20 protein-coding genes are annotated in these 25,827 nt (G+C 44.7%); 8 read left to right on the top strand and 12 right to left on the bottom strand.

All coding sequences use genetic code 11. The annotated features are described in order from the left end of the window. Nucleotides 1–299 precede the first annotated feature (299 nt). Entirely contained in the window at nt 300–7,427 is a 7,128-nt protein-coding gene (locus QZW47_RS27210) for a DUF4347 domain-containing protein (RefSeq protein WP_293134506.1), read from the top strand. A 537-nt stretch (nt 7,428–7,964) separates the two neighbouring features. Here the strand turns inward: QZW47_RS27210 and QZW47_RS27215 are convergent. Continuing rightward, a complete protein-coding gene (locus QZW47_RS27215) occupies nt 7,965–8,588 on the bottom strand; it encodes a GNAT family N-acetyltransferase (protein ID WP_293134509.1) in 624 nt (207 codons plus the stop codon). Nucleotides 8,589–9,619: 1,031 nt separating this feature from the next. Here QZW47_RS27215 and QZW47_RS27220 point away from each other — a divergent pair. From QZW47_RS27220 to QZW47_RS27235, 4 genes are all read left to right on the top strand, one after another. Next, entirely contained in the window at nt 9,620–10,108 is a 489-nt protein-coding gene (locus QZW47_RS27220) for a hypothetical protein (protein ID WP_293134512.1), read from the top strand. Between the two features lie 847 nt (nt 10,109–10,955). Further along, the gene (locus QZW47_RS27225) at nt 10,956–14,471 is read left to right on the top strand and encodes a response regulator (RefSeq protein WP_293134515.1); all 3,516 of its coding nucleotides are present in this window, start codon (nt 10,956–10,958) and stop codon (nt 14,469–14,471) included. A gap of 454 nt (nt 14,472–14,925) precedes the next feature. Next, nucleotides 14,926–15,156: a type II toxin-antitoxin system Phd/YefM family antitoxin gene (locus QZW47_RS27230; protein WP_293134518.1), complete on the top strand. Its 231-nt coding sequence runs from the start codon at nt 14,926–14,928 to the stop codon at nt 15,154–15,156. After that, nucleotides 15,153–15,542, top strand: coding sequence for a PIN domain-containing protein (locus QZW47_RS27235; protein WP_293134521.1), 390 nt, complete (start codon nt 15,153–15,155; stop codon nt 15,540–15,542). The genes QZW47_RS27230 and QZW47_RS27235 overlap by 4 nt, the downstream gene beginning before the upstream one ends. A 218-nt stretch (nt 15,543–15,760) precedes the next feature. On the opposite strand, the gene QZW47_RS27240 is transcribed toward QZW47_RS27235, so the two are convergent. The 4 genes from QZW47_RS27240 to QZW47_RS27255 form a co-directional block, all read right to left on the bottom strand. Then, nucleotides 15,761–16,093: a DUF5615 family PIN-like protein gene (locus QZW47_RS27240; protein ID WP_293134524.1), complete on the bottom strand. Its 333-nt coding sequence runs from the start codon at nt 16,091–16,093 to the stop codon at nt 15,761–15,763. Next, nucleotides 16,090–16,314 (bottom strand): DUF433 domain-containing protein, encoded by a 225-nt coding sequence (locus QZW47_RS27245; protein WP_293134555.1) that lies wholly within the window; start codon nt 16,312–16,314, stop codon nt 16,090–16,092. Before QZW47_RS27245 ends, QZW47_RS27240 begins: the two co-directional genes overlap by 4 nt. Nucleotides 16,315–16,627: 313 nt before the next feature. Continuing rightward, nucleotides 16,628–16,987, bottom strand: coding sequence for a clan AA aspartic protease (locus QZW47_RS27250; protein ID WP_293134527.1), 360 nt, complete (start codon nt 16,985–16,987; stop codon nt 16,628–16,630). Then, entirely contained in the window at nt 16,984–17,256 is a 273-nt protein-coding gene (locus QZW47_RS27255; RefSeq protein ID WP_293134530.1) for a hypothetical protein, read from the bottom strand. The genes QZW47_RS27250 and QZW47_RS27255 overlap by 4 nt, the downstream gene beginning before the upstream one ends. Between QZW47_RS27255 and QZW47_RS27260 the strand changes: the two genes are divergently transcribed. Continuing rightward, nucleotides 17,246–17,395 (top strand): hypothetical protein, encoded by a 150-nt coding sequence (locus tag QZW47_RS27260; RefSeq protein ID WP_293134533.1) that lies wholly within the window; start codon nt 17,246–17,248, stop codon nt 17,393–17,395. The two genes, QZW47_RS27255 and QZW47_RS27260, sit on opposite strands and share 11 nt — an antisense overlap. 137 nt (nt 17,396–17,532) lie before the next feature. On the opposite strand, the gene QZW47_RS27265 is transcribed toward QZW47_RS27260, so the two are convergent. Then, nucleotides 17,533–18,510, bottom strand: coding sequence for a hypothetical protein (locus tag QZW47_RS27265; protein WP_293134536.1), 978 nt, complete (start codon nt 18,508–18,510; stop codon nt 17,533–17,535). Between the two features lie 100 nt (nt 18,511–18,610). Here QZW47_RS27265 and QZW47_RS27270 point away from each other — a divergent pair, with 100 nt between their 5' ends. Continuing rightward, nucleotides 18,611–19,657 carry a hypothetical protein gene (locus QZW47_RS27270; RefSeq protein ID WP_293134537.1) on the top strand — a complete coding sequence of 349 codons (1,047 nt, stop codon included), beginning with the start codon at nt 18,611–18,613 and terminating at the stop codon, nt 19,655–19,657. 29 nt (nt 19,658–19,686) lie between these two features. On the opposite strand, the gene QZW47_RS27275 is transcribed toward QZW47_RS27270, so the two are convergent. The 6 genes from QZW47_RS27275 to QZW47_RS27300 form a co-directional block, all read right to left on the bottom strand. Further along, nucleotides 19,687–20,490 carry a DUF692 family multinuclear iron-containing protein gene (locus tag QZW47_RS27275; protein ID WP_293134538.1) on the bottom strand — a complete coding sequence of 268 codons (804 nt, stop codon included), beginning with the start codon at nt 20,488–20,490 and terminating at the stop codon, nt 19,687–19,689. 24 nt (nt 20,491–20,514) lie between these two features. Further along, the gene (locus tag QZW47_RS27280) at nt 20,515–21,285 is read right to left on the bottom strand and encodes a hypothetical protein (protein WP_293134539.1); all 771 of its coding nucleotides are present in this window, start codon (nt 21,283–21,285) and stop codon (nt 20,515–20,517) included. A 15-nt stretch (nt 21,286–21,300) separates the two neighbouring features. After that, nucleotides 21,301–22,278: a hypothetical protein gene (locus QZW47_RS27285; RefSeq protein WP_293134540.1), complete on the bottom strand. Its 978-nt coding sequence runs from the start codon at nt 22,276–22,278 to the stop codon at nt 21,301–21,303. Nucleotides 22,279–22,303: 25 nt separating this feature from the next. Continuing rightward, complete coding sequence (locus QZW47_RS27290) at nt 22,304–23,179, bottom strand: DUF692 family multinuclear iron-containing protein (RefSeq protein ID WP_293134541.1); 876 nt, start codon at nt 23,177–23,179, stop codon at nt 22,304–22,306. Next, nucleotides 23,163–23,858: a hypothetical protein gene (locus tag QZW47_RS27295; protein ID WP_293134542.1), complete on the bottom strand. Its 696-nt coding sequence runs from the start codon at nt 23,856–23,858 to the stop codon at nt 23,163–23,165. Before QZW47_RS27295 ends, QZW47_RS27290 begins: the two co-directional genes overlap by 17 nt. A 109-nt stretch (nt 23,859–23,967) precedes the next feature. Continuing rightward, nucleotides 23,968–24,195: a hypothetical protein gene (locus QZW47_RS27300; protein WP_293134543.1), complete on the bottom strand. Its 228-nt coding sequence runs from the start codon at nt 24,193–24,195 to the stop codon at nt 23,968–23,970. 208 nt (nt 24,196–24,403) lie between these two features. Between QZW47_RS27300 and QZW47_RS27305 the strand changes: the two genes are divergently transcribed. After that, nucleotides 24,404–25,756, top strand: coding sequence for an NB-ARC domain-containing protein (locus QZW47_RS27305; protein WP_293134544.1), 1,353 nt, complete (start codon nt 24,404–24,406; stop codon nt 25,754–25,756). Nucleotides 25,757–25,827: the final 71 nt, after the last annotated feature.

Raw genomic sequence — 25,827 nt, forward strand, 5'->3', positions numbered from 1 at the left:
CATTTCTCGTCTAGCCAATCCTGAAAAAAACAAAATTGAAGGGCGCATTCCAAGCCACGAAATGCCCGGCGGTTAAAGAGTTGTGGTCATTCGTTACTGATAAAAACTAGCGCGTGGATACACCATTACCTGTCGAAGTATTTTCTAAAAGTCAACATTTAACAAAACACGTAAGTATTTAATTATTCTTTAAAAAAGAATTCATTGAAAATTTATATTTTGATGTTTATCGAATTTTTCAAAAGGGGGTAGGTTAGAACTGACAATTAAATCAGCGACTTATGAAAACGATCCCCACTATGTCTAATTTGCCAACCGTACAAACACCCAAACCTACTCAGATTGCCCCTGAAAGCAACTTATTTATTCCGCAACTAGAAAGCTCTTATCCAGAAAGTGCATCGAAAAAAAATCTAGTATTTATTGACTCCCGAGTCGAAAACTACGGGCAATTGATCGGTGGTATCAAACCAGGGACGGAAGTATTTGTACTCAATCCAACCAAAGATGCGATCGCCCAAATCACCCAAATTTTAGGTCAGCGCCATAGCATCAACAGCCTGCACATAGTTTCTCACGGCCGAGAAGCAGCATTAGAAATCGGTTCCACAGAACTGAATAGCGACAACCTAGAAACCTACAGCAGCCAGTTGCAGCAGTGGCGAAAAGCCCTCGGCTCCGAAGGCAACATTCTGATTTACGGCTGTAACGTAGCCGCAGGTGAATCAGGGCTTAAATTCATAGAAAAACTTAGTAAATTAACGGGATCACATATTGCCGCTTCCAAAAATTTGACTGGAAGTGCAGCACTAGGTGGCGACTGGAAATTAGAAATTGCCACAGGACGAATCAATGCGGATCTGGCCTTTAAAAAAGAAGTTCTAGAAGCTTACACATCTGTCCTGTCAACATTAGTTTCCGAAACCTTTCAAAATTTAACAGCACTAGGGCCTTGGATTTATGGAGCCAACGCCATTGCAAACAATCCGGGATTAACAGCAGGTGCACCCAATCTCAACAACATTATTCCCAATTTAGGAACAAACGATCCGGCAGGTAGCGGCTCTTTGAGATTAACATCAGCCGGAGGCAACCAATCATCTTTTGTCATCTACAACAACCCCATCTCGGCCGTTGACGGGCTCAAAGTTACCTTTGATTTAGCTGCTTACGGTGGCAATGGTGCCGATGGGGTTAGTTTTTTCTTAATTGATGGAACAACTACGCCAACAGCAGCAGGAGGCTTCGGGGGTTCTCTGGGCTATGCTCCCAACACAAATAATGCTATTCCCGTACCAGGGATTGCAGGAGGTTATTTAGGTATCGGGTTAGACGAATACGGTAATTTTTCCGATCCCAATGAAGGGCGTAACGGCGGCCCAGGACGGATACTTGATTCAATCACAATCAGAGGTAGGGAAGTCGCACCCATACCATATAACTTTTTACAGACTGCTACCGTTCCCGGTGGCGTAGATACTCCTACCGCCACCACTCGCGCCCAAGCTACAAAAAAAGTTCAAATTACATTACTGCCCGGTACCAATGCTCTGACAGTGGCGATCGACACTAACGGCGACGGCGTATTCGGGCCGGGCGAAACATTGATCACCATACCAAATTTGGTCACGGTAAACGGAGCAATACCGCCTACTTTTAAATTTGGTTTCGCTAGCTCCACAGGGGGCTCGACAAACATTCACGAAATTGCTAATCTCGCTGTTGAAAGTATCAACACTCCTGTAACCCAAGCTGATATTTCGGTTGCTAAAAGTGGCCCCCCGTTAGCAGTTTCAGGCAGCAATATTACCTATACAATTACTGCCAGCAATGTCGGGCCTGCTCTCGGAGTAGATCCTACTGGGGTTAATATTGTGTCCAACACTGCCTCAGATGTTCTGATTCAAGATCAACTGCCGGCCAACTTAACTTTCGTCAGCGCATCTAACGGCGGGACATACAACCCTACAACAGGGAGTGTCATCTGGCCGGCGATTCCGACTCTGGCTAACGGTGCTAGCGCAGTCCGCACGATCGTTGCAACAGTCACCGGAACAGCCGGCACTACGATCACCAACACCGCCTTTAGCAACTCCAGCGTATTCGATCCCACCCCTACTAATAACAACGGTTCGGCAGTCATCTCTCAATCCCCAACCACAATTGTTGCTACTCTTCCTAGTGCCGACATTGCTACCACTAAAACCGGGACTGCGAGCGCGAGCTCGGGTGCGAATGTTACTTACACAATTTCCACAGTCAACAACGGGCCAGATCCAGCGACGAACGTCACAGTTACTGATACTATCATTCCCGGCTTAACAGGAGTAGTGGTTTCCAACGGCGGTACCTACAATGCCACCACAGGTATTGTCACCTTCCCACCCGTTGCCAGTTTGCCCAGCGGCGCAGCAAGTGCGATCGCCTACACAGTCAGCTTCCTCGCACCGCTATCGGGCACCAGCGTCAGCAACACCGCCAGCAGCAGCTCAGCCACCCCAGACCCCGCTCCAGCCAACAACAACGGCAGCGCTCCGGGTGCTACTGTCACCACCGCTCTCACACCAACGGCAGACCTCGTTACCACCAAAACCGGGTCTACTTCTGCCCTTCCGGGTGCGAATGTTACTTACACAATTTCCACAGTCAATAACGGCCCGAGCCCAGCGACTAACGTCACAGTCACCGACAGCATTATTCCCGGCTTAACAGGAGTAGTCGTTTCCAACGGCGGTACCTACAATGCCACCACGGGTATTGTCACCTTCCCACCCGTTGCCAGTTTGGCGAACTCCGCCACCGTCGCCAACACCGTCAGCTTCATCGCACCGCTATCGGGCGCCAGCGTCAGCAACACCGCCAGCAGCAGCTCAGCCACCCCAGACCCCACTCCAGCTAACAACAACGGCAGCGCTCCGGGTGCTACTGTCACCACAGCTCTCACACCAACGGCAGACCTCGTTACCACCAAAACCGGGACTACTTCTGCCCTTCCGGGTGCGAATGTTACTTACACAATTTCCACAGTCAATAACGGCCCGAGCCCAGCGACTAACGTCACAGTCACCGACAGCATTATTCCCGGCTTAACAGGAGTAGTGGTTTCCAACGGCGGTACCTACAATGCCACCACAGGTATTGTCACCTTCCCACCCGTTGCCAGTTTGGCAAACTCCGCCACCGTCGCCAACACAGTCAGCTTCGTCCCACCCGCATCCGGCGTCACAAATACAGCCAGCAGTACATCAGCTACTCCCGACCCCACTCCAGCCAACAACAACGGCAGCGCTCCGGGCGCCAAAGTCACCACGGTGGTGACATCGCTACCAGCAGCAGACCTCGTTACCACCAAAACCGGGTCTACTTCTGCCCTTCCGGGTACGACAGTTACTTACACAATTTCCACAGTCAATAACGGCCCGAGCCCAGCGACGAACGTCACAGTCACCGACAGCATCATTCCCGGCTTAACAGGAGTAGTGGTTTCCAACGGCGGTACCTACAATGCCACGACAGGTATTGTCACCTTCCCACCCGTTGCCAGTTTGGCTAACACAGCCACCGTTGCTAACACAATCACCTTCATCGCACCGGTATCGGGCGCCAGCGTCAGCAACACCGCCAGCAGCAGCTCAGCTACCCCAGACCCCGCTCCAGCTAACAACAACGGCAGCGCTCCGGGTGCTACTGTCACCACTGCTCTGACACCGGCTCCAACTCCCACACCAGCTCCCAACCAACCGCCAGTTGCCACAAATACTAACTTCAGCATTCCACCGAACACCAGCGCCCGGGTTCCGGGATTGGGAGGAACCGACCCCGACGGGTCGATCGCCTCTTACGCCATCACCACCCTGCCACCGGCCAACCAAGGAGTCCTGTATTTAGGAGATCCCGCCAACGGCGGAGTCGCGGTGACGCCCGGTCAAGTTTTAACTCCGGCACAACTGGGGCAACTATTTTTCCAAGCGACAGGCACCTTTACCGGAGCCAATTTCAACTACAGTGCCACCGACAACAACGGCGCAACCAGTCCCGCCACTGCTACAGTTGCGGTCATTCCTCCGACGCCGAACCTACCGCCAGTACCGACTAATGTTAACTTCAGCACTCCGCCTAACAGCAGCAAATTAATTACAGGATTGGGAGGAACCGACCCCGACGGGTCGATCGCCTCTTACGCCATCACCACCCTGCCACCGGCCAACCAAGGAGTCCTGTATTTAGGAGATCCCGCCAACGGCGGAGTCGCGGTGACACCCGGTCAAGTTTTAACTCCGGCACAACTGGGGCAACTATATTTCCAAGCCACAGGCACCTTTACCGGAGCCAATTTCAACTACAGTGCCACCGACAACCTCGGCGCCACCAGTCCGGCTACTGCTACTGTGGCAGCTATTCCGTTGCCGATTCCAGCGCCAACTCCCACACCGATTCCAGCGCCAACTCCCACACCGATTCCAGCGCCAACTCCCACACCGATTCCAGCGCCAACTCCCACACCGATTCCAGCGCCAACTCCGACTCCCAACCAACTGCCATTAGCCACAAATGCTAACTCTAGCCTTGCACCCAACGCGAGCGTCCTAATTCCGGGATTGGGAGGAAGCGACCCCGACGGGTCGATCGCCTCTTACACCATCAACACCCTGCCCCCAGCCAACCAAGGAGTCCTCTATTTAGGAGATCCGGCTAACGGCGGAGTGGCGGTGACACCAGGCCAAGTTCTGACTCCCGAACAAATCGGGCAACTATATTTCCAAGCCACAGGCACCTTTAGCGGAGCCAATTTCACCTACAGCGCTACCGACAACGGCGGCGGCACCAGTCCGGTTGCTACCGCTAACCTTTCTGCCACACCTCTAACTCCGGCGCCAACTCCCGCCAACCAACCCCCAGTTACCAACAATGCGAACTTCATAGTTCCACCCAACAGCAGCACGCGGGTTCCGGGATTGGGAGGCAGCGACCCCGATGGGTCGATCGCCTCTTACACCATCAACACCGTGCCACCGGCCAACCAAGGAGTCCTGTATTTAGGAGATCCAGCCAACGGCGGAGTGGCAGTGACACCGGGTCAAGTTCTGACACCCGCACAGATAGGGCAACTATTTTTCCGCTCCTCCGGCGAATTTAGTGGAGCCAATTTCAGCTACAGCGCCACCGACAACAGCGGCGCTATCAGTCCCGCTACCGCTACAGTTGCGGCGATTCGCCCGACTCCCAACCTACCGCCGTTGGCGAACAATGCTAACTTCGGCCTGGCACCCAACGGCAGCACGCGAGTGCCCGGATTGGGAGGCAGTGACCCCGACGGGTCGATCGCCTCTTACACCATCAACACCCTGCCCCTAGCAGAGCAAGGAGTCCTGTATTTAGGAGATCCAGCCAACGGCGGTGTAGCGGTGACAGCCGGTCAAGTTTTAACTCCGGCACAAATCGGGCAACTATTTTTCCAAGCCACAGGTACCTTTAGCGGAGCCAATTTCAACTACAGTGCCACCGACAACGGCGGCGCCACGAGTCCCGCTACTGCTACAGTTGCTGCGATCGCCCTCCCCGTTGCCCCAACACCAACACCAGCACCAACACCCACACCAGCGCCCACACCCACGCCCGTACCACCGGTCATCTCAAATCCGATCGCCGAACCAGATACCGAGTGTGACTGCCCCCCCATTTCTGGCAAACCGGGCATTAACTTTGCACCGCCGCAGCAACCGCCCGCAGTGGGATTTGTCCGGCCGATTTCGCAACTTGGAGAGGGACAAACCACCAAAGGCACCGACGGCGATGAGTTCATCAACGACACCAAAGGCAACCGAAAAATCGTCGGTTTTGAAGGAAACGACACGATTTTAGGTAAAGACGGTGCCGACGAAATTTACGGCAACGAAGGCAATGACAGGATTTTTGCCGACACAGACACCGATATTGTGTACGCTGGCGAGGGCAACGATATCGTCCATGCCGGCAAACAGAACGACTGGATTGCTGGCGACTTAGGCTCTGACACCCTATTTGGAGATGAAGGTGCCGATACGATTTTGGGAGACAACGGCCGCGATAACTCCAGCACGGCTGCTGACGATGGCGATTTGATCTTCGGAGGCGACGGTGGAGATTTAATTAACGGCAACGAGGGCAACGATACCATCTATGCCGGCAAAGGTAACGATATTGCCTTAGGAGGCAAAGAAAATGACCTCATTTGGGGCGAACTCGGCTCCGATACCTTGATTGGTGGCACCGGCGACGACTCCTTGTTTGGCGGCACCAACAGTAAAAGGAGCGTCGATTTCCAAGGACGCGACTTGCTTTACGGAGGGTTCGGCAACGACTTCCTCAGCGGCCAAGAAGGCGACGATACCCTGGTTGCAGGCAAAGATAACGATCGCGCTTACGGGGGTAAAGGCAATGACCTGATCTACGGTCAATTAGGCTCAGATACCCTCTACGGCGGCGAAGGAGCCGATACTCTGCTCGGCGACAGCGGCGGTTCCAACTCAGCTAACGGTGGTGGCGAAGAAGACTTAATCTTTGGCGGTACCGGCAACGACATTATCGGCGGTGGCAACGGCAATGATACTGTCCAAGCAGGTAAAGGCAGCGATTGCGTTTGGGGTGGCAAAGATAATGACCTGATTTGGGGCGAACTCGGCTCAGATACCCTTGTCGGCGATAGCGGTGATGACACCATGTACGGTGGCGCCCGAGGTCGAGGTAAAGATGTCAACGGTAAGGACTGGCTCTTTGGTAACACCGGTGCAGACGTACTCTACGGCGACGAAGGTGACGATACGATCGCTGGCGGTAAAGACGACGACAATATTTACGGCGGCAAAGGTAACGACCTCATACACGGAGATCTCGGCAACGACGTGATTTACGGCGGTGACGGCAACGATGACCTCTGCGGTAATGATGGCAACGATACCATCTACGGCGATCGCTCCGATAACCGAGGTGTCTCGGTGCGTGCCAACGGCCAGCAAGACTGCATGGACGGTGGTGACGGCGATGACTTGCTCTACGGCAACGAAGGGCAAGATACTATCAACGGAGATGCTGGCAGCGATACCCTGATTGGCGGTAAGGATAGCGACTTGCTCAATGGCGGTGCTGGCGACGATTGGCTGTTTGGCGGCTTGGGCGACGATACTTTAATCGGAGGCCTTGGCAGCGATCAATTTGTGTTGAGTGCTGACGGTGGCACCGATACTGTGATTAACTTCGAGGTAGGCGTCGATAAGTTTGTTTTGACCGGCGGTCTGAGTTTCCAGCAGTTGCAGTTTAGCGCTACTCCTAACGGTACGTTGCTGCAAGTCACAGGAACTAATCGGGTTTTAGGTAATCTGGTTGGGGTGAACGGGGCGATCGCTTCCTCGGATTTCCTCTCGTCCAATTTATTGCGCGTAGAGGGTTAGAATAGGCAGCAAAAGTCCCCTGTTTTCATCACAAAACGCCACAGATATCAAAACTTCTGTGGCGTTCCTCACCCTCGTAAATTCTGGCTTTTACCTTAACTTTTCACTCTTACTTCAACGAACAAAGTTGCCAAATTCCTTTAGGAATTCCAGCGAAATATCGGGCAGAGTTGATAACTGGGAAAAACGGTAAAAGGAAAAAATATAATTGCTTTCTTTGCCCCTGATATCATGTTCGGTCGATTACCACAACAAAAAAGGTTCGTAGTGCGGACTTCAGTCCGCGGGAGAGCGGACTGAAGTCCGCACTACGAACAAATCTTAGTACGTTTAATCGGCGGACTGAAGTCCGCACTACAAACAAATCTTAATAAGGTTGGTAGTGCGGACTTGAGTCCGCAGCTATAGAGCGGACTGAAGTCCACACTACGAACAAATCTTAGTACGTTTAATCGATCGCACGCGATATTACCCATTGCCAATTATGCCTTCTGGTCGGGTGCCTCATATTTCGATCGCCCTGCTATAAGTGCAACCTTAAGAGAAGGATATCTGCTTGCGTAAAAACAGCCGCCGCGGCTGACCAAACAGCCAACAAGTCCAATTCCAATCCACCTGTTGCAAGCGATAGCCAGCTTGATAGTACAACTGTCGCGCCCCGTGATTATTTTCCAAAACGTGGAGGTAAATCTCGGAAAATCCCCATTCTTTGGCTGTATCCTCGCAGTTGCTGAGCAACTGTTGAGCAACTCCTTGTCGCCTGTAATCGGGGTGAACTGCTAAATTCGACAAATAAGGATAGTCAGAACTTGGGATTTGCCAAGGGAAGCGAGAACGCAGTGCCATTTCTACTGTTCCCGCTATGCACTGAGTTCGGCGCGATCGATAATTCTGCGTTCCTTCGTCCCGCGAAACTAGCTCACCAACTAGACAAATGTAATGTTCTGCCTTGGAACGCAGTCTATTTTTTAAATCTTCGTAAATGCCCAAGCGCAACACCGGATAAATCCATTCTACAAACCCCTCCCGGGAGTGAAAGCTCATAGCCAAAATATCGGCTAGCTGTGCTAAGTCGTTCGACGCTGCCGCCCGAATGGAAAATCTGGAAATTCCGGGAGTTTGTTGTTGGTGAGACGGTGAGGAAAAAAAGGAATGATTCACAATTCCAGGCCACTATATTAATTTATTGATGCTGGTTTATAAGCTGCCCATCTTGTAGTATTTTAGATTTTATATAAATAAATTAGATGGGAAATTACCTATAAAATCATGGTTGAAAGCTTGAATACCGTTGCTTTTTACAACTGAACTGAATTGTCATATAGTCTAGTCTCAAAAACATGAGGTATGTCTGTTAATTGAGCGTGGGTAATTGGTAATCAATAATTGGCATGACACCAAATGCCCAACGAGCCAAGCTTTTAGGTGATTACCAATTACCCAAGCGTATCTCATCTTTCGCTTCAATTGCTATATCTAATTCAATCTGTTACTATCTCCGATTTAATAGCGAAACTTATTAACAACATATTTTAGGCTCCTTTGGGTTGACAGTTGATGCTTGACAGTTGACAGATGACCTGTCTGACTGTTGACGGAATCCGGGCGACTGAAAGTTGACGTGCATGACATTTGACAGTTGACGGAACCCCGGCGACCTTTACGTGGAAGGAAGAGGATTGGAGTAATGAATAGTCTTCTGTTAATTTGTCCATCAAACGGAAAGGCTTTCAACCAACTTTTTATGGTAAAAGCATATTTCAGGGTAATTAAGGAGTATTTAAAATGGGGGGATATTTTAACATTTTAAACTGAAATTGCTGCAATTCAGACCGCTCCTCAGGTTAGAGATTTGTGGGTATTCGGAAAGATATTAAAAACACTCAAAAAGGTGTTAACGTCAGATTATGCTCTGTGAAACCTACTCCATCTTACTCAAGTCGATCGGTGAAAGCTTGATGACTTGATTCTCAAGAGTCGAGTTCACTTCCGCAGAGGACAGACTGGCTATGTCTATCTAAACCTGTAACGTAGAGAAAGTCTTTACAGGCTAACTCGGCCAGCGTGAGAGTTTTTAGGGGATATTCAAACCCTAGCGCTATTTGCTGGCGCAAATAGTCGATCGAATTGAATTAATCCCTCAAGCGGTAATTGAAAAACTCAACCATAGGCCAGACTGAGATCCGCCGGGGGTGCATCGGAGGTACGCCGGAGGCGCGCCAGCACCGGACTACCAAGTATTTAACCATTTCTGGGCGATCGCCCGTCGCCGACGATCGCATCGGCTGCAAGCTATTGCCATCGTCAGTGTACTCTCCCAACCGTGCAACTTCAATTTGGATGTCTGGAAATATCTCGCGGGGATTTTTCCGCTTTGGATCGAGATTGTGCTGCGCGCAACTGAGAGCTTCAAAACCTCGATCGAGCTAATTGACCCCGCCCAAAAACCCATACCAGCCCGCACAGGACTCTCGTGGAGAGGTCAAAATTTTAAAGCCTTCTGTTTCGGACAACGCGGATGTTCCGGTTCCCAGATTCACTGCGCTGCCAGTAACTCTCAAATCTCCCATGTTCGACGCTTCGACCCTTCTGTGGCGCGAGCGGGCTACGCCCTTCGGCTGGCGATCGGGCAACACAAGCAAACGCAATTGCGCGATCGAAGGCTTCAGTCTCAAATCTAAAATCGACTGGCTGGTTTCCACAGAGTACATCCCTAGCTAAGATTAACAGATGGATGCTCAAGCTTGCGGGGTTTCTGCACACTAATTGGCTGGTCGTTGCCCTGCACGAGGCACAAGAAATGGTGAAAGTAGCCCAAAAAGTGCCAGTCTAACTAGAAATGGTACAGCAATTGAGTCACTGGCACATCTTCGCCCGTGCAGTCTGTCAGCCACCCCCCAAGACTGATCGGGGACACAGGTGCAGGCTCGCGGGCCGCATCTGCGGGCGGAATGTTAAAATTGCTGTCTCCTTGGCAGCACCAACAGGCCCGAAGATGTTGGTTGTCTATTGTTTCATGCTGCGGGCATCTTAATACATACCAAATAAAATAGGGAGAGTAGGGACAATAGCACATAAATAAACGCCAGTCAAATCACAATTAGGACGGTTATTTATATGTATTGTGAGATATGTACAATGGTGTAAAAATTACCTGATTCCTGTTTGCTATCCTAGCAACAGTGAGGGGTATAGGACACTTCCCGCAAAACGACCAGATATGAATATCATTAAATAATAAAATTGGGGTGCACGACAGACTGCTGTGAAAAAAAACAATTCGGACTTAAAAACCCCGAGATTAAAAATTAATTTTGATGCTGGTATGGGCCTACTCACAACAAATTTAGATTCACAAATTATTGTGATACCAGTTTCAAAAAAAGCAACCACAAGGCAACTCCAACCCCTGGGAGCGTCAGTCATCCCAAATCGCAAATGGTATGACTTGTGCAATTGAAACCGGCGAATTCTTCCTTTGATCGGACTTATTAAATCGAACTGCCCCGGGGCACAGGAGAACGGTGCATGAATTCCCAAGAAAATCCTAAGCTAAAAATTCTGGTTGTCGATGACGAACCGGATAACCTCGACTTGCTTTACCGCACCTTCCATCGAGACTATAAAGTGCTCCGAGCCGAATCAGGCCCCGCCGCCCTCGAAATTTTAGCAAAAGAGGGAGAAGTTGCGGTGATTATCTCTGACCAGCGAATGCCAAAAATGAGCGGTACGGAGTTTCTCAGCCTGACTGCTGCTCAATACCCGGATGTGATTCGCATTATTTTAACTGGCTATACGGATGTTGAAGATTTAGTTGAAGCTATTAATGCTGGCAAAGTATTCAAGTTCGTTACCAAGCCTTGGGATGCTGAAGAACTTAGGGCTCTTGTCAGTCAAGCTGTTGATACTCACAATGTCCTGAAGGCCCGCACGAATGAATTGCGGAGGGCTCTCTCACAAGAATCGCTGCTTTATGCCGTTACCAATACTATTCGATCGGCTCCTAATTACCAGCAAATGCTGCAAAGAATTGTGGAAACCGTTGGACAGATGTTTGAGGTGAGTTGCTGTCTGCTGCGGCCGTTCCAAGACGGCCGGGTGGCGGATGAGTGGTTTGTTTACCAGAAGGCGGAAACTAAAGCGTTGCGGGGCGATGCTGAAGCCAGACGGGATGCTTCTAGCGGTGGACTTTCAGCGGATGTGCTGCCGGATTTGGTTTGGGAAACTCTGGATGTGGAGGTGATTCAAGATGCCCAAACTGACGATCGAGTTTTAAACTGGGACAATCAGCGGCGTCAGGCTTACCAAACTGCGAATATTCGATCGAGCTTAATCGTACCGCTGTTTTACCAAATGGAACTGATGGCAGTCTTAGCGCTGCACCAGTTCGATCGATCGCGCGAATGGGAAGACCACGAGGTACAGTTAGTAATTACCGTGGCCGACCAAGCGGCTTTGGCGCTTTCTCAAGCCAGGGCTTACGAACAGGTGCGGGCGCTGGCAAAGCGCGAGGCCTTAGTCAATACTATTACTACGGCAATTCGATCGAGCCTCGACCCCCAAAATATTTTTGCAGCGATTACTCAACAACTCGGCCAAGCTTTGCAAGTTGACGGCTGCGCCCTTTCTCTGTGGACAGAAGATGATGAATACGTCCAGTGCGTAGGACTCTACGACGCCAATAGGGATACGGTGGCTGTCAAACAGGAGTTTAACAATCCACAGGTAGTTGCGAACCCTCCAGGCTCAGAAACTGCTGCTCAGAGTGCTGCTACTAACGCTCGCGGCTGGGTTTTTGCCCATCCTTCCCTGCCGCAGTCTTTGGTGCCGATTCGCGGCAATCCGGTGTTGCTGCAAGTTATGGTATCAAAAGAGGCGGTGGCGGTTGAAGACCTCAGCGAACGCCCCGATTTAAATGTTACAGAACTGCAAGTTCGATCGCCAGCCCGCGCTCTTTTAGTCGTTCCGCTACTCTCCGAAGGCAAAATCATCGGTAGCATTTCCCTGCGCCAAAATCGCAGCACCCGCCGCTGGAACGTCTCAGACATTGACTTGGCTCAAATAGTGGCAACTCAAGCGGCTCTGGCGGTGCAGCAGTCCCGCCTCTACCAGACTACCAGACAGCAGGCAGAACGGCTCTTGGAAGCCGATCGGCTCAAAACCGAATTTTTCCAAAATATCTCCCACGAATTCCGCACACCTCTCACCCTAACCATCGGCCCTCTAGAATCAGCTTGCGGCCGCAAAGAAGACTTACCCTACGAACAAGCAGTAATCGCCTTGCGAAATTCCCGCCGCTTGCTGCGCTTAGTAAATCAACTGCTGGACTTGCAGCGCCTCGATGCGGGACGGATGCAGCCGAGTTTTCGCCCCTGCGATTTAGTCGGTTTCTGTTACTCTACGGCAGAGTCGTTCCGTGCCTACTGCGACAAAAAAGGACTGCAATTAATCACCCAACTCCAAGAATGTCCTTTACTTTATTTGGATATTGAAAGATTTGACAAAGTTATTTACAACCTGCTATCAAATGCTGTCAAATTTACCCCTGAAAGCGGAACAATCACCCTAACAGTTGAACCAGCGGGCGCTCACTGCTTGTTACAAGTAAAAGACACCGGCATCGGCATTCGCACCGAACAAATTCCCTATTTGTTCGAGCGCTTTCACCAAGCCGAAGGTTCTGCTAGCCGTTCCTACGAAGGCAGCGGTTTAGGTTTGGCACTTGTCAAAGAATTAGTCGAACTCCACGGCGGTCAAATTTCCGTCGATTCAGTTTACGGCGAAGGTACTACTTTTACCGTTTGGCTGCACTTCGGTTCGACTCACTTACCCCCAGAGCGGGTACTAGAAATCCCCGCCGAGTTTCACGCATCAAAAGCAGCGGTGGAACTGGCAGATGTGGAGGCAGATTTGTCTGAAGATGAAGCAGAAAATAATAATTTTGAGGCTCTAGAACCGATAAATTCAGAAACAGTAGCGGGTACGGTTTTGGTGGTTGACGACAATCCAGATTTGCGCTTTTATGTGTCAGAAATTCTGCGAGCGTCCGGCTTTGCAGTTTTGCTGGCTCGCAACGGACAAGAAGGATTTGCCGTAGCAAAAAACCGCCGTCCCGATCTAATTCTCACCGATTTAATGATGCCTGTAATCTCGGGTTTGGATTTGATTCGGATGATTCGACAGGACGAAGAATTGCGGGGAACTCCGGCAATTTTGCTAACTGCTAAAGCGGACGCAGATACTCGGATTGAAGGGGTAGAACGGGGTGCTGATGCTTATTTATCTAAGCCTTTTAACGATCGCGAATTGTTGGCAGAAGTGCGGAATTTAATCGCCCTTAAACAAAACGAGCGGCGAGTGCAGCAGTTGAACAGTTATTTAACTGAGTCGGTGCTGCGCCGATTTTTACCGCCGTCGATGGTGAAGGCCGCTGCGACTGGAGATTTGGCTCTGGATTTGCGGCCGGAACCGCGATTGATTACTATTTTATTTAGCGATATTGTCGGTTTTACTCAAATGGCAAATACGCTGCGCTCGCGCCGGGTAGCTGAGCTTTTGAATGAATATTTGGCGGCAATGACTAAGGCTATTTTTGACAGCGGCGGTACGGTAGACAAGTTTGTCGGAGATGCGGTAATGGCTCTCTTTGGCGCGCCGGAGGAACTAACGCCTAACGAGCAAGTACGCCGTGCTATAGCTGCTGCTGGCGAAATGCTGCGAGCCCTGAAGCAGCTTAACCAGCGCTGGTTGGAGCAGGGAATTGTGGGGGAAAATGGGGTGCCTCCGGTGCGGTTTCGCTGCGGTATTCATCAGGGTACTGCGGTGGTGGGTATGTTTGGCGGCCCCGATCGATCTGATTATACTGCGATCGGGCCGAGCGTGAATATTGCCGCCCGTTTGCAAGAGGTGGCGGAACCAAACTCTGTACTCGTTTCGGCGGCGGTTGCAGATTATGTTGAGGAGGATCGAATTGTTAAATATAAGTCGCTGCAACTCAAGGGAATTGATGAAACAGTATTGACTTTTATGCTTAATTGTGATTAGATTCCTACGGTTTTAATTTGGTTTGGTGTGTTGAGTGATTGTGGGAAAAAACAGTCAGGGCGATCGCACCTCGTAGACTCATTGCAGTGTTTGGTATTTGGTGTCAGGGGATCTCGCCCTTTTGTTTGCTGGGGCGATTCCCTAGGGGATAGCTACACTTCACGCCCCTGTGTGCAATCATCGCAGTTTGAAATGGTGAAAATGGATTGGATTGTCAGTGGAAAGAGAGGTTGGGTGACACGAGGGTGAATGGAATATGTTGGAAAGGGCGATGCCAACGGTTGCCTTACCCTACACCCGGACGATCGAGCCATAGGATAAAGTATTGACAAACTAGCTAACTTGTATAATACAGTTATTAGGAGGATTATGAGAAATTGAAATGCTTTAAAAGAACGCTTGCGGAGCGACTGGACTCGGATATCAACTATCACAAACTATTTAGGGTCGAAAAATGATGCAAATTACCACGACTGAATTACCCCAAACTCTCCAAACTCTATTTATAGAGGTCGAACGTACCAAAACTCCTCTCACCATCATCCATGAAGGGAAACCATTAGTGATTATCTATCCTGCCACTACCCAAACCCCACGCCCCACTTTTGGCACAATGAAAGGGAGCGGTGAAATATTAGGAGATTTAATTCCTCCTGTCGCCGAACTGTGGGAGGTTTTAGAATGAAACTTTTACTCGATACCCACATTTGGCTTTGGTATTTGCTGGGCGACGAACGCCTATCGCTCCAACTTCAAACAGCGATCGCCGATCCTAATACAGAACTTTGGCTGAGTCCAATTAGCATTTGGGAGACGCTCATTCTTGCAGAAAAAGGACGGATATCCTTGCAGCCCGATCCGGTTACATGGGTTAACTTAGCTTTAAAAACCTTGGAAACCCGCGAAGCCCCTATGAATCACGCGATTGCAATTTTAAGTCGCGAGATTGCACTACCACATCAAGACCCCGGAGACCGATTTATTGCCGCCACAGCTATTCATTATGGCTTAATATTAGCTACAGTTGATGCTAACCTTACAGGCAATTCAGCGCTACAAACACTCAGTTAGGCAATATTCTATATTTCTGTGCGCGAGATCCCTTTTGTCTGCTAGGGCGATCGCTCATGAGAACAAAGGGCGAGATCCCTGCGGGATAGCTACGCTTAACGCCCTCTGTGCGATCGTCACCCTTTGAAATGGTGGAAATGGATCGGATTGTCAGTGGAAAGAGAGGTTGGGTGACACGAGGGTTAAGGGAATATACTTTCTGGGGCTTCCCCAACGCATTAAGCCAATACCAAGATACTTTCTACTTCGCTATTCCAAAATTGAATTATAATGTCAAAATTATCTCTTAATATCTGAACAATCTTGGACGTTGGACTGTTACCAATGCGAAGGTAGATAAATTTGGGTGGATGCCCGTACAGCAAACTCCGTTGATGAAAATCAGAATCCTTGGAAACAATCACAAAATTATTCGCATGAGCATATTCCCAAATAATTGAATCATCAGTATTCGTAAGTGCCAATGTTTTGACATGAGCGGAATCGGGATACAAATCGATAATCCTGCGAACAATTCCGTCTGACAAGTTTTCATCGAGTAGTAGTCTCACAAAGATGCCACAAATAGTTTTTTCTCACGGTCAGCGGCAAAGGCAAGGCAAGCTTTGATGTCTTGGGAAGTGAGTTCCGAAAAATCTTCTAGAACTTCTGCCTCTGTCATACCACCAGCCAAATACTCTAGGATATCGTACACAGTAATTCGCATTCCCCGAATACAGGGCTTACCGCTGCGTTTTCCAGGTTCAATGGTGATGATTTGATTGTATTCCATAGATTTTTTAGAATAATTGCTTAAATCTATCATAGATCGTATTTTTCCGAATCTCCGCTATCATCGTCAAGATTGTTCGACACAGATGATTGAGGCAGAAAAAGGCGATCGCCCTTTTGTTTGCTGCGGCGATCGCTCATGAGAACAAAGAAAGGACGAGATTCCTGCGGGATACCTACGATTCACGCCCTCTGTGCGATCGTCGCCCTTTGAAATGGTGGAAATGGCTCGGATTGTCAGTGGAAAGAGAGGTTGGGGTGATACGAGGGTTAATGGAATATGTAGGAAAGGGCGATCGCCTACGTATTACAAATCATCGATTGTTACGCTTCCCGCCTTCGGTGAACTGAATCACAAGTTCTCGATCGTCTAACATACCAGTTCCTAGCAATGGTCGCCTTCCTGTAGCAATCAAACGAACTTCCCGTTCTTCCCCATCCCAGATGACAACGGCTTCATGGACTGGCAGTAAAACCTCGCTGTTGTCTGCCAAATTTGCTGGAAAATCGAATATGAAAGGTAGCCTTAATAATGAAACGGCTTCTGGAGGCAAGCAAAGGTCTCCTGTGAATCCTGTATCGATGACAAATTCGATCGGTAAAGTTGAGCCATTCGGGAGTATAAATGTCAAAGTGACGGTGGCGTGTCTATCAGTCACAATACCCGAAATCATTTGTATACACGCTCCATAACTCCACCGAATGACACAGCTACATTGTATCCAATACGGATGCCGAATAGACGAGCATTGGGATGTTTTACTCCCAGGTTGCGGGCTGCTTTTAACCCAGTTTCATCTACTTCGTAGTCTCCTGATTCAAAGTCGATGATGACCATCTTCCCGATGTTTTCGTCTATCTCGACTTGTTGGCGGATGCTGTTTTCGTACAATTGTCTTGCGCGCCGTGCCACTTCTGCGCGACTTAAAAGGATGGTTTGCATAGTCTTGCCTCCCGATCGCTACACTGATATTGTAGCGCAGAGGGCGATCGCCCTTTTGTCTGCTAGGGCGATCGCTCGTGAGAACAAACAAAGGGCGATCGCCCTACGGGATAGCTACGCTTCACGCCATTGTGTGTAATCAGCGCCCTTTGAAATGGTGGAAATGGATAAAATTGTCAGTGGAAAAAGAGGTTGGGTTGGCGCAAGGAAATCCAACCTACAAGGTCTTTGGACTAAAGCAATAAGTTATTATTTTTGGCATTGGCTGCAAAAATATTAATGCCAGAGATAAAGTTGCAGGACTTGCCTTTCTCCTTTACGCACATCTCCACCTCGATGAATTCCTTCATTATCAAAAAAAAGGAGATCCCCATCCTCAGAAGTGAAATGACACTCCCTGCCTAGAAGTGCTGCTGATTCTAGAGATGTATCGAGCAAGTCATTGCCAAATTCTGCTTTTTTTTGAAAGAATTTTGGCAATGCCCAAAACAACTCACGTTCTGAAATAGAGCATTTGCTTAAACCGCAAAAACTATTGGCATAACGTATACTTTTTTCCCATAATCCCAGTTGATAATTATTACTCCCTATAACGTATTTGAACTGCCCATTATTTTCATCAACATCATTTAGATAAATAAGACACTTAACCATTCGATGGTAACTCCAATCTATATGCAGGTCTGTTGTGGCAGGAGCATCCATGTTTTCAAAAGCTTGATAAATAAAATTATCACTTTCATCATAAATATGAAGAGATATCTTTTTTAGAGTGATTGAATATCCTATGTAAATACTTGCTATTTTAATTATAGCATGATTATTAAGGATTTCAAGACATTCATTGTATAATAAATCTTCATAAATACATAACATATTATCAATGAAAGTGCGTTTATCGGCAGGTATCTTTGCTCGTTTGCACTTGAGTATAAATATCCAATACTTCAATAAATTAGTAAGTCTTGATTTTTGTAAATGAGATATTTTTTTAACAATTATTCCATTCTGTATAAATTGCTCTAATTGTGTAGGTATATTTGTAGGATAGCAATCAATTGTTAATGAACTATATTTGAAATTATGTAAATTATTTTTTAAACATCGTAAAAAGCTGGGTAAAAATTTATTAAGAGCTAAATATTGGTTATGTCGTGATGGTTGACCAAACAGTTTTCCATAGGCAGGATGATTGCTGTAGTCGATCAAAGGAATCTTATTCATCAATTCTTTATCTGACGGAATAGGGGTCATGAGAATTTAGCATAAAACGGTCGTGGGGTCGTGAGTTATTTCATGCACTACCTTTTATGCTAGACTTATAAGGTTAACACAAAGTAACTTAAGTTGTCCTATGGGTAAGCTCTTAGCTCAATATGCTTCAGGTACTATGTACCGTGAACCAGAAGAAGATATTTACGACCAAGAATTCATAGAAGTTCTTGAAAATATCTGCTCATACAAGCTATACCTCGATTTTTATGGATGCTATGTCTGTGTCAGATCACAGTCAAGAGCAATGCACTCAGAATTTGAGTTTATTTTTGAAATGTTTTGTATTGCTCCAAGAGCCGGAGAAGATTATATAGAGTTTTTCTTTTCAATAGAAAGAAATTTATATCAAACTAGAGAAGAGCAGAAGCAACTTGAAGAGCTAACTTGGACGATAGCTAATTACTGTCATGACAATCTTGTTAAGACTGTTTATCGCAGAATGAATAATAAACTTACTAGGCTTCAAAAATATGATAAATGGCCTACAGATGAGATGGTTATCCCGCCATTTAATATAGAGCCTTTGAGGAATAAATTATTAGTAATTGAGGGCAATGCTCTGATTAGTAATAAAGGTAAAGTATGTCTGATTGTAGGAGGCTGGTGGCAAGGAAAAACTACATTAACAGCTATTCTTTTGAAGATGGGCTATTCCTTTTTGAGTGATGGATTAATAGTGATAGATCGCCAAACTAGAAAAGTGAAACCATACAGCACTCTATGTGCTTTTCGTTATTATAATATTCCAGAGTTAGGTGATTTAGGTAAAGCAATTGTCAAACATCCCAAGACTATTCAGGTAGAGTCGCCCAATACAGGTTTAATTTACTTAAATCATTTCTCTAGCTTTTTTTCCTCCACCGTTTCTGAGTCTGCCTCACCTTCATTCATTGCCATATGTAAAAAAAGTGAAAATACGACTAATTTAAAGGCATCAGATGTGAAAGATTTTATGTTAGAAACTTGGCAATGTCGGACTGAATGTGGACTTGATAGAAATGAGTTTTTTCAAGATTTGCTATCACTTTATGAAACAACACAATGCTCGACACTGACCTATTCTAATTTATCAGATGGAGCATTAATGTTAGACAAATATTTTACGGAAAATCTGCCGAACAGCTAAGGACAACCTTAATTATTTACTTATGCAAATTACCTTTGCTTTAACAAAATATCTCTAGCAGTAAAAACATCATTTATTGATTCGTAAAAAGTTTCATACCTGTTGTCACGCTCTACAATCACAAACTCGATCTGACTAAAAAGATTAATTGCCATCTCATAGACACTCCAATTATCTTTAGCAACTGCACAACAATGGCTATCCCAGAGCTTACCCTCAACCTCATTTCCTCCTGCTAAGTGAAGCTGGCGAACCGACGAAATTGGAATTTTCTCTAACCATTCACGATAGTCAAAGTTATGATTCTTGGAATTTATATATAAGTTGGTTACATCAAGTAGAATATTTACACCTGTTACTTGATATAACTTCGCTATAAATTCTGCTTCAGAAAATTCTTCATCTAACATTTTTAAAGGACAGCTAATATTTTCTAAAAGAAGAGGTTTTCCTATGATTTTCTGGAATTTCCTGATATTTGCCTCAAAAATTTTTAGAGTCTTGGAGTTGTATGATACCGGACAAGCAATGCCAGTGTCATAAGATTTATATCGGGTAATCCCTATGTGATCGCTTATAATTAGAGGATCGAAAATATCCACTAATCTTTTCAGTTCATATAAATAGTCTAACTCAATCTCAGAGGAACCGATGGAAAGGCTTACGCAGTGAAAAATAATATCTTTTTTGGGTAAGAACTTCTTCAATATCTCAACTTTCTTTCGGAGATCAAACATATATTGATCTGCCATTATCTCTATTACATCAATATTCTCAACTTGCTGATTAATCTCCGTTAAGACTTCTTCTCGCCATCCAATACCAAACTTCATATATTTGCCTCTTTAGGTGACTATTTAACCTGCGCTAGTTGTAAATAAATTTAGAATATTCCAGCTTTCAAGCAAGCTAGTTAGGCTATGAGATATCTTCGTACTCTCCTTTTCATTTAATGAAAGTTGATTTCTTAAAAAGTTATTGATTTCCAGTATAGATCTAGGCTGTCTACAAAACCTAATCAGGGAGTAAGTAATTGTGTCTATAGACTTAGTGCTAACAGAGGGTGTTTCATGATTTCCAATGAATACTAAGTATTTATTAGTCTTCTGTTTAAATAAAAATTCAGTTGTTTCTGGATTGTCCATATAAGCTTCAATATCAAAAGAAAATTCTCCTAATCTACAGAGATTATTCACTAAATAGTGATTTGAAATATGCTGTCTATTGAGAAGGTTATCATTATTATAGCCGGTAATCCACAGTTGTGAAAACAATATAAACTCATACTTCGCTATATCTCGTAACCACAAAGGTTTTCGAGACTGTAATAAATACTTAAAAAGGATTAAACCATAGGTTTTAACTTTTTTTGTATACATCTCTCTATGCAATCCGCATTTTCCGAAGTAAATTTTAGATATCTTTTCTATTTCATCATAAGAAATATATTTTTTTGTATGTATGAATGGATTAATAAGAAGCTCTTGTTCATTAAATTGTAAAACTTTGCGAAAACTCAGTACATCATCACTAGATATATCTGACAAAGTAGAAGAGATAAAATTTTCCTCTCTCAACAGAGGATTAGATATGAGTTCTACTAATAATTCATGTTTGATTGGTATCATAGTAAGCTAGGTAGGTTATATGCTATGTTTTAAGAATTTGTGTGCAACTTCAATCAAATACTGCATATCAGTTAATCTAATATCATATGATATAATGTAGACTTTAACCAACTTTTCTAATAAAGCTTGAAGATTTTCACTGTATTCTTTGGGGTTAAGTTCGGAATAGTAAGAAAAAATCCTTAACAACTTATCCAGTGAAGATTTATCAATTTTATCAATTGTAACTTCTTGCTTGCCTGAAATATGATTTAAAAAGATGGCAACATTTGGTTCAGCACAATCAATAATGCAGCCAGGAAATAATTCTTCTGGAGAAATCATTAAGTGTGTATAATCAACAGATTGATATCTGATAAATTTTTTATTAGGTAAAATATTTTTTTTTATATTTGGATGTGCTTCAATAGTACCTTCTCGTAAACCAATAGGTCTCGGAAATGCTAGCAATTGGTTATTCCAAGCATCATATATTATCGTGTCATCAGATAGAAGCTTAAAGCCATTAAAAATTAAGTTGATCGAATATGTTGATTTACCCGAATTATTTTTACCAAATATTAGTATTGATTTTTGATCGTATGCTACGGCAGCACCATGAAAACCAATATGATGATTGCAAAAAGGGCTAAGATGCAATGGAGGAATCAGAGAAGGTTGGGATGATTTATAACTGAATCTGTCATATAAGAAGGTAGTATTGTTATGAATTACTTGAATTTCTTTGAAATACTGAGGAGCTTCTAATATTTTACTAAATGCTTGACGACCAGAGTCAGCTATCCAGTTAGTTTCTAGTCGGCTCTTGACAGATGTAAATTTATTGATAAAATAATTAAAATAGTATTTATAATGAGTAACGTCTTCCAGATGAGTGAAATTTAAGTCTAGTAAAAATCCATAGAAATTGAGTTGTAGTTTGTACTTGAGCAGGGAGTTTATTTTCTCTGGGTTAGAAACTTTATTTGAGAGGTAAGTATCAATACTGGGCATAAATAGAACCTAATTTCAACATAATTTATACAGCAGTTTTTGATTCGAGAAAGTTTTTTGTAATCTCTCTTACTCTTTGTAAATCATTAAGCCCTGTAGAAAGTGCAGTGAAAAGATTAAAGTGTTCTAGAGTAACAGCCTTCAGGTTAGGGCATTTTTCTAAAAGATACAGGAGTATTTCGTAAAGTCTTTCACTATAAGGCTCTCCATGCAAATCAGCGTAATATTTTGAAGTATAGTCAACCATACCTTGAGCTAAATGTATCTGAACAACCTTGTCAAGTGGAAAGTCTTTCAATCGACTGATTACTGATTCACCAACTATACTTTCCCATGACAACAAATGTCCAATATCGAGTAAGCAGTATGAATTAGATAACTCAAGGCAATCTGAGAACCAAGTGAGGAAATCTTGTTCACCAATCATAAAGGATATTGGTGGATTTTCTAAAAGAAAAGGTACTTCAACTGCTTCATTTATTTTGATCAGAGCATCAACGCAGTATTTCTTAGTTTCATCAGTCAGAAGAAGAGGTGATGTATCGATAGCAGTTGGCGCGACTCGAAACTGAGATAAATCTTCCGATATAAAAGTGGGTTGTATTATTGAAACCGCTTTGTTGACTTTCGAGATAAACTCATCGCTGGGGCCTAATTTAGTGCCTACTCTAAAACCGAAAATATGTGCAGTAATATTCTTTTTGTTAAGAAGCGGAAACCACTGGAGAATTTCCTCTTCTTCTAGTTCTTTTTCATCGAGTGATGAAATTTCAAAAAAGTCGATATGTCTTGGCAGAATATCATTATTAAATTGATTTTGTGATTTTAGGAGTTTGATAAAATTGGGTATAAAAGCAATTCCCACCCCTAAAATTGGCTTACTTTCAATCTGATGATTCATAGCCATCATTCTCCGCGTGTTGATAAAAACAGTTTGACTTAATCCTAAAGTAGCTTTTCCATATCAAGAACCCAAAGTCACATAGGTTCTCTAATAATTGTGCATAAGAAGATTGATTGGTGATATCTAGATGAGCAATATTAAGAATATCAAACAGTTTATCTTCTGGTATATGAAGGTCACAATAATCTGCTAGTTGTTTTATTTCATAGCATATTATTTGCCTTTCTAATTCACTTAAAGATACGTGACGTAGGCACTTAAGTATCCACCTAATTAGGGATTGACAACTAATACCAATATCAAGTATCGGATCTTCTCCCCGGACAAAATTTATGTACTTATTGAAATCTGGGAACGTATCTCGTGCAGAGAAAGCACTCAAGTTACAATATGTTTGCGTTTCATTTCCAAAGGCTCTAATTACTGCATATCTTGAAAATAAGATATAATCCCGTTGAACTAATATCTGATATTCAACATTCGTTTTAGTTCTAAATGCAGCATCAAAAATCAATGTTTTCTTGTCAATATGACCAAATAACTGCTTTTCACTCTCCATCAAATCTGGTAATTTGCGATTTATAAACTCTAAGAATGATTCGTCACTACTACCTAGCTCATCAATGTAGTAGGTAGATGTTGCTATCACCTGTGTCGCAGAATCAACTGAAAGCATATTTTTAACACATTTATCACAAAGTAGGGGATGTGAAACTTTCTGATTCTAATTAAGCAAATCTATGTATCCGAACATCCCCACTACTGTCATTTCGATCAAGACTTGTTCAAATATCAGACAAGTCAACTATTCTATCAATTAGCTCAGGAGAAGGTCCCTGAATGCCTGAGCAAATATGTCCACCACTCTTGGTAATCATTTCGATCACATTGATAGTTTTTGGTGGTTCGGTAGAAAGAAGATCCAACAGGGCTTGGGTACTTACACTATCGCGAGAATGGTTAGTGTCTTCCGTAAAGGAATTCTGTATGTCTAAGCCTTCCATATTTTTCATACGAAAACTCTTGTTTTATGAAGTGGTTGTATTTATATCATATTTAGAAATTAAAGCTTTGTCTACCCACAAAATATCTTATTTCATCAACAATTTTCTGCGGCTTTCACTCTATTTCAATCTAGTTATGTACTAAAATATCTCAAAATATACTTAAATATATAAAAACGTGCTATAATACACAAAAATTTTCCATCCTCTTGACCAGATGAATCTCAAAGAAATGTTAAACATCGTCGATCGCATATTCTTCGATAAAACTGGTCAGCACCTTGACGATTTACAAGAAGCGGTACTACGGGGAACTCTACAACATGAGACATATAAGCAAATAGCCAAAGATTTTGACTGTTCTGAAAGTCGTATTAGAAATGCTGCTTCGCAATTATGGCAGATACTTTCAGAAGAATTAGGAGAAGATGTCAGTAAATCAAATTTACGATCGGCAATGCAAAGATTCCAAGTCTCGATAGTTTCACATTATGCACAAGACTCTGCACAAATAGGCTTAGTTAATTATTGTGGAGAAACCAAACACCCGCCAAACATACCAAACTCAAACCCACCAAATCAAGAAACATCCCATCACGACTTAAGCGAGATGCCAGAATTAGGGGCTTTCTTCGATCGCACTCCCGAACTCAAAACCCTCACAACCTCGATTCTACAACAAAACAGCAGCCTCATAACCATCACCGGCATTAGCGGTATCGGCAAAACCACCTTAGCAGTGCAACTCGTCCAACAAATCAAACACGAGTTTGAATACGTCATTTGGTGCAACTTCGACACATCCCCCACCCTCCCGGAATTTGAAGCTAACTTAATCCAGTTTTTCTCGCAGTCGGAAAAGCCAGATTCACCCACAAATAACCAGAAAGCATTATCCTTAATTAAATATTTACAAAAATATCGCTGCTTAATAGTCTTAGATGACATACACAACCTGTTCAGCAGCGGCGAATTAGCAGGAAAATATCAACCTGAATACGAAGAATATCGCTCTTTATTCAAAAAAATACAAAAAATCTCCCATCAAAGTTGCTTCCTGCTTATCGGTTGGGAACAACCCAGAGAAGTTACTCAAGTTAAAAACCCAAATACACACATTAACACTTTACAACTCAAAGGTTTAGACATCGCCGCCGGACGGGAAATCCTCAGAGATTATGGATTAGCAGATATCGACAACTACTCAGCACTCATTCACCGCTACCAAGGTAATCCCCTCTGGTTAAAAAGTGTCGCGACTATGATCCAAGAGTTGGGCGGATGCGTCACAGAGTTATTACCAGATGATACTATATTGTTGCCGGAAGATTTGAAAGATATTTTGCAGCAGCAGTTTAGCCGCTTATCGGAAATCGAAAAACAAGTCCTCTCTTTGTTTTGTCGGGAAAGCGCACCAGTCAACCTGACAAAATTACTAGAATATGGCACTTTGCGATCGCCCGATTTACTCAATGCGCTACAATCTTTATCGCGGCGTTGCTTTATTGACCAAACAGGAAGTTTTTATACTTTGCTACCTGTGTTGAGGGAATATATCAAAGGGTTTTAATTCAAGCATGATTTATATTATCTCGGGTCGATTACCATAACAAAAACGGTTCGTTCGTAGTGTGGACTTTA

Origin of the sequence: Microcoleus sp. bin38.metabat.b11b12b14.051 (assembly GCF_013299165.1) — a bacterium.
Lineage (GTDB): Bacteria > Cyanobacteriota > Cyanobacteriia > Cyanobacteriales > Microcoleaceae > Microcoleus.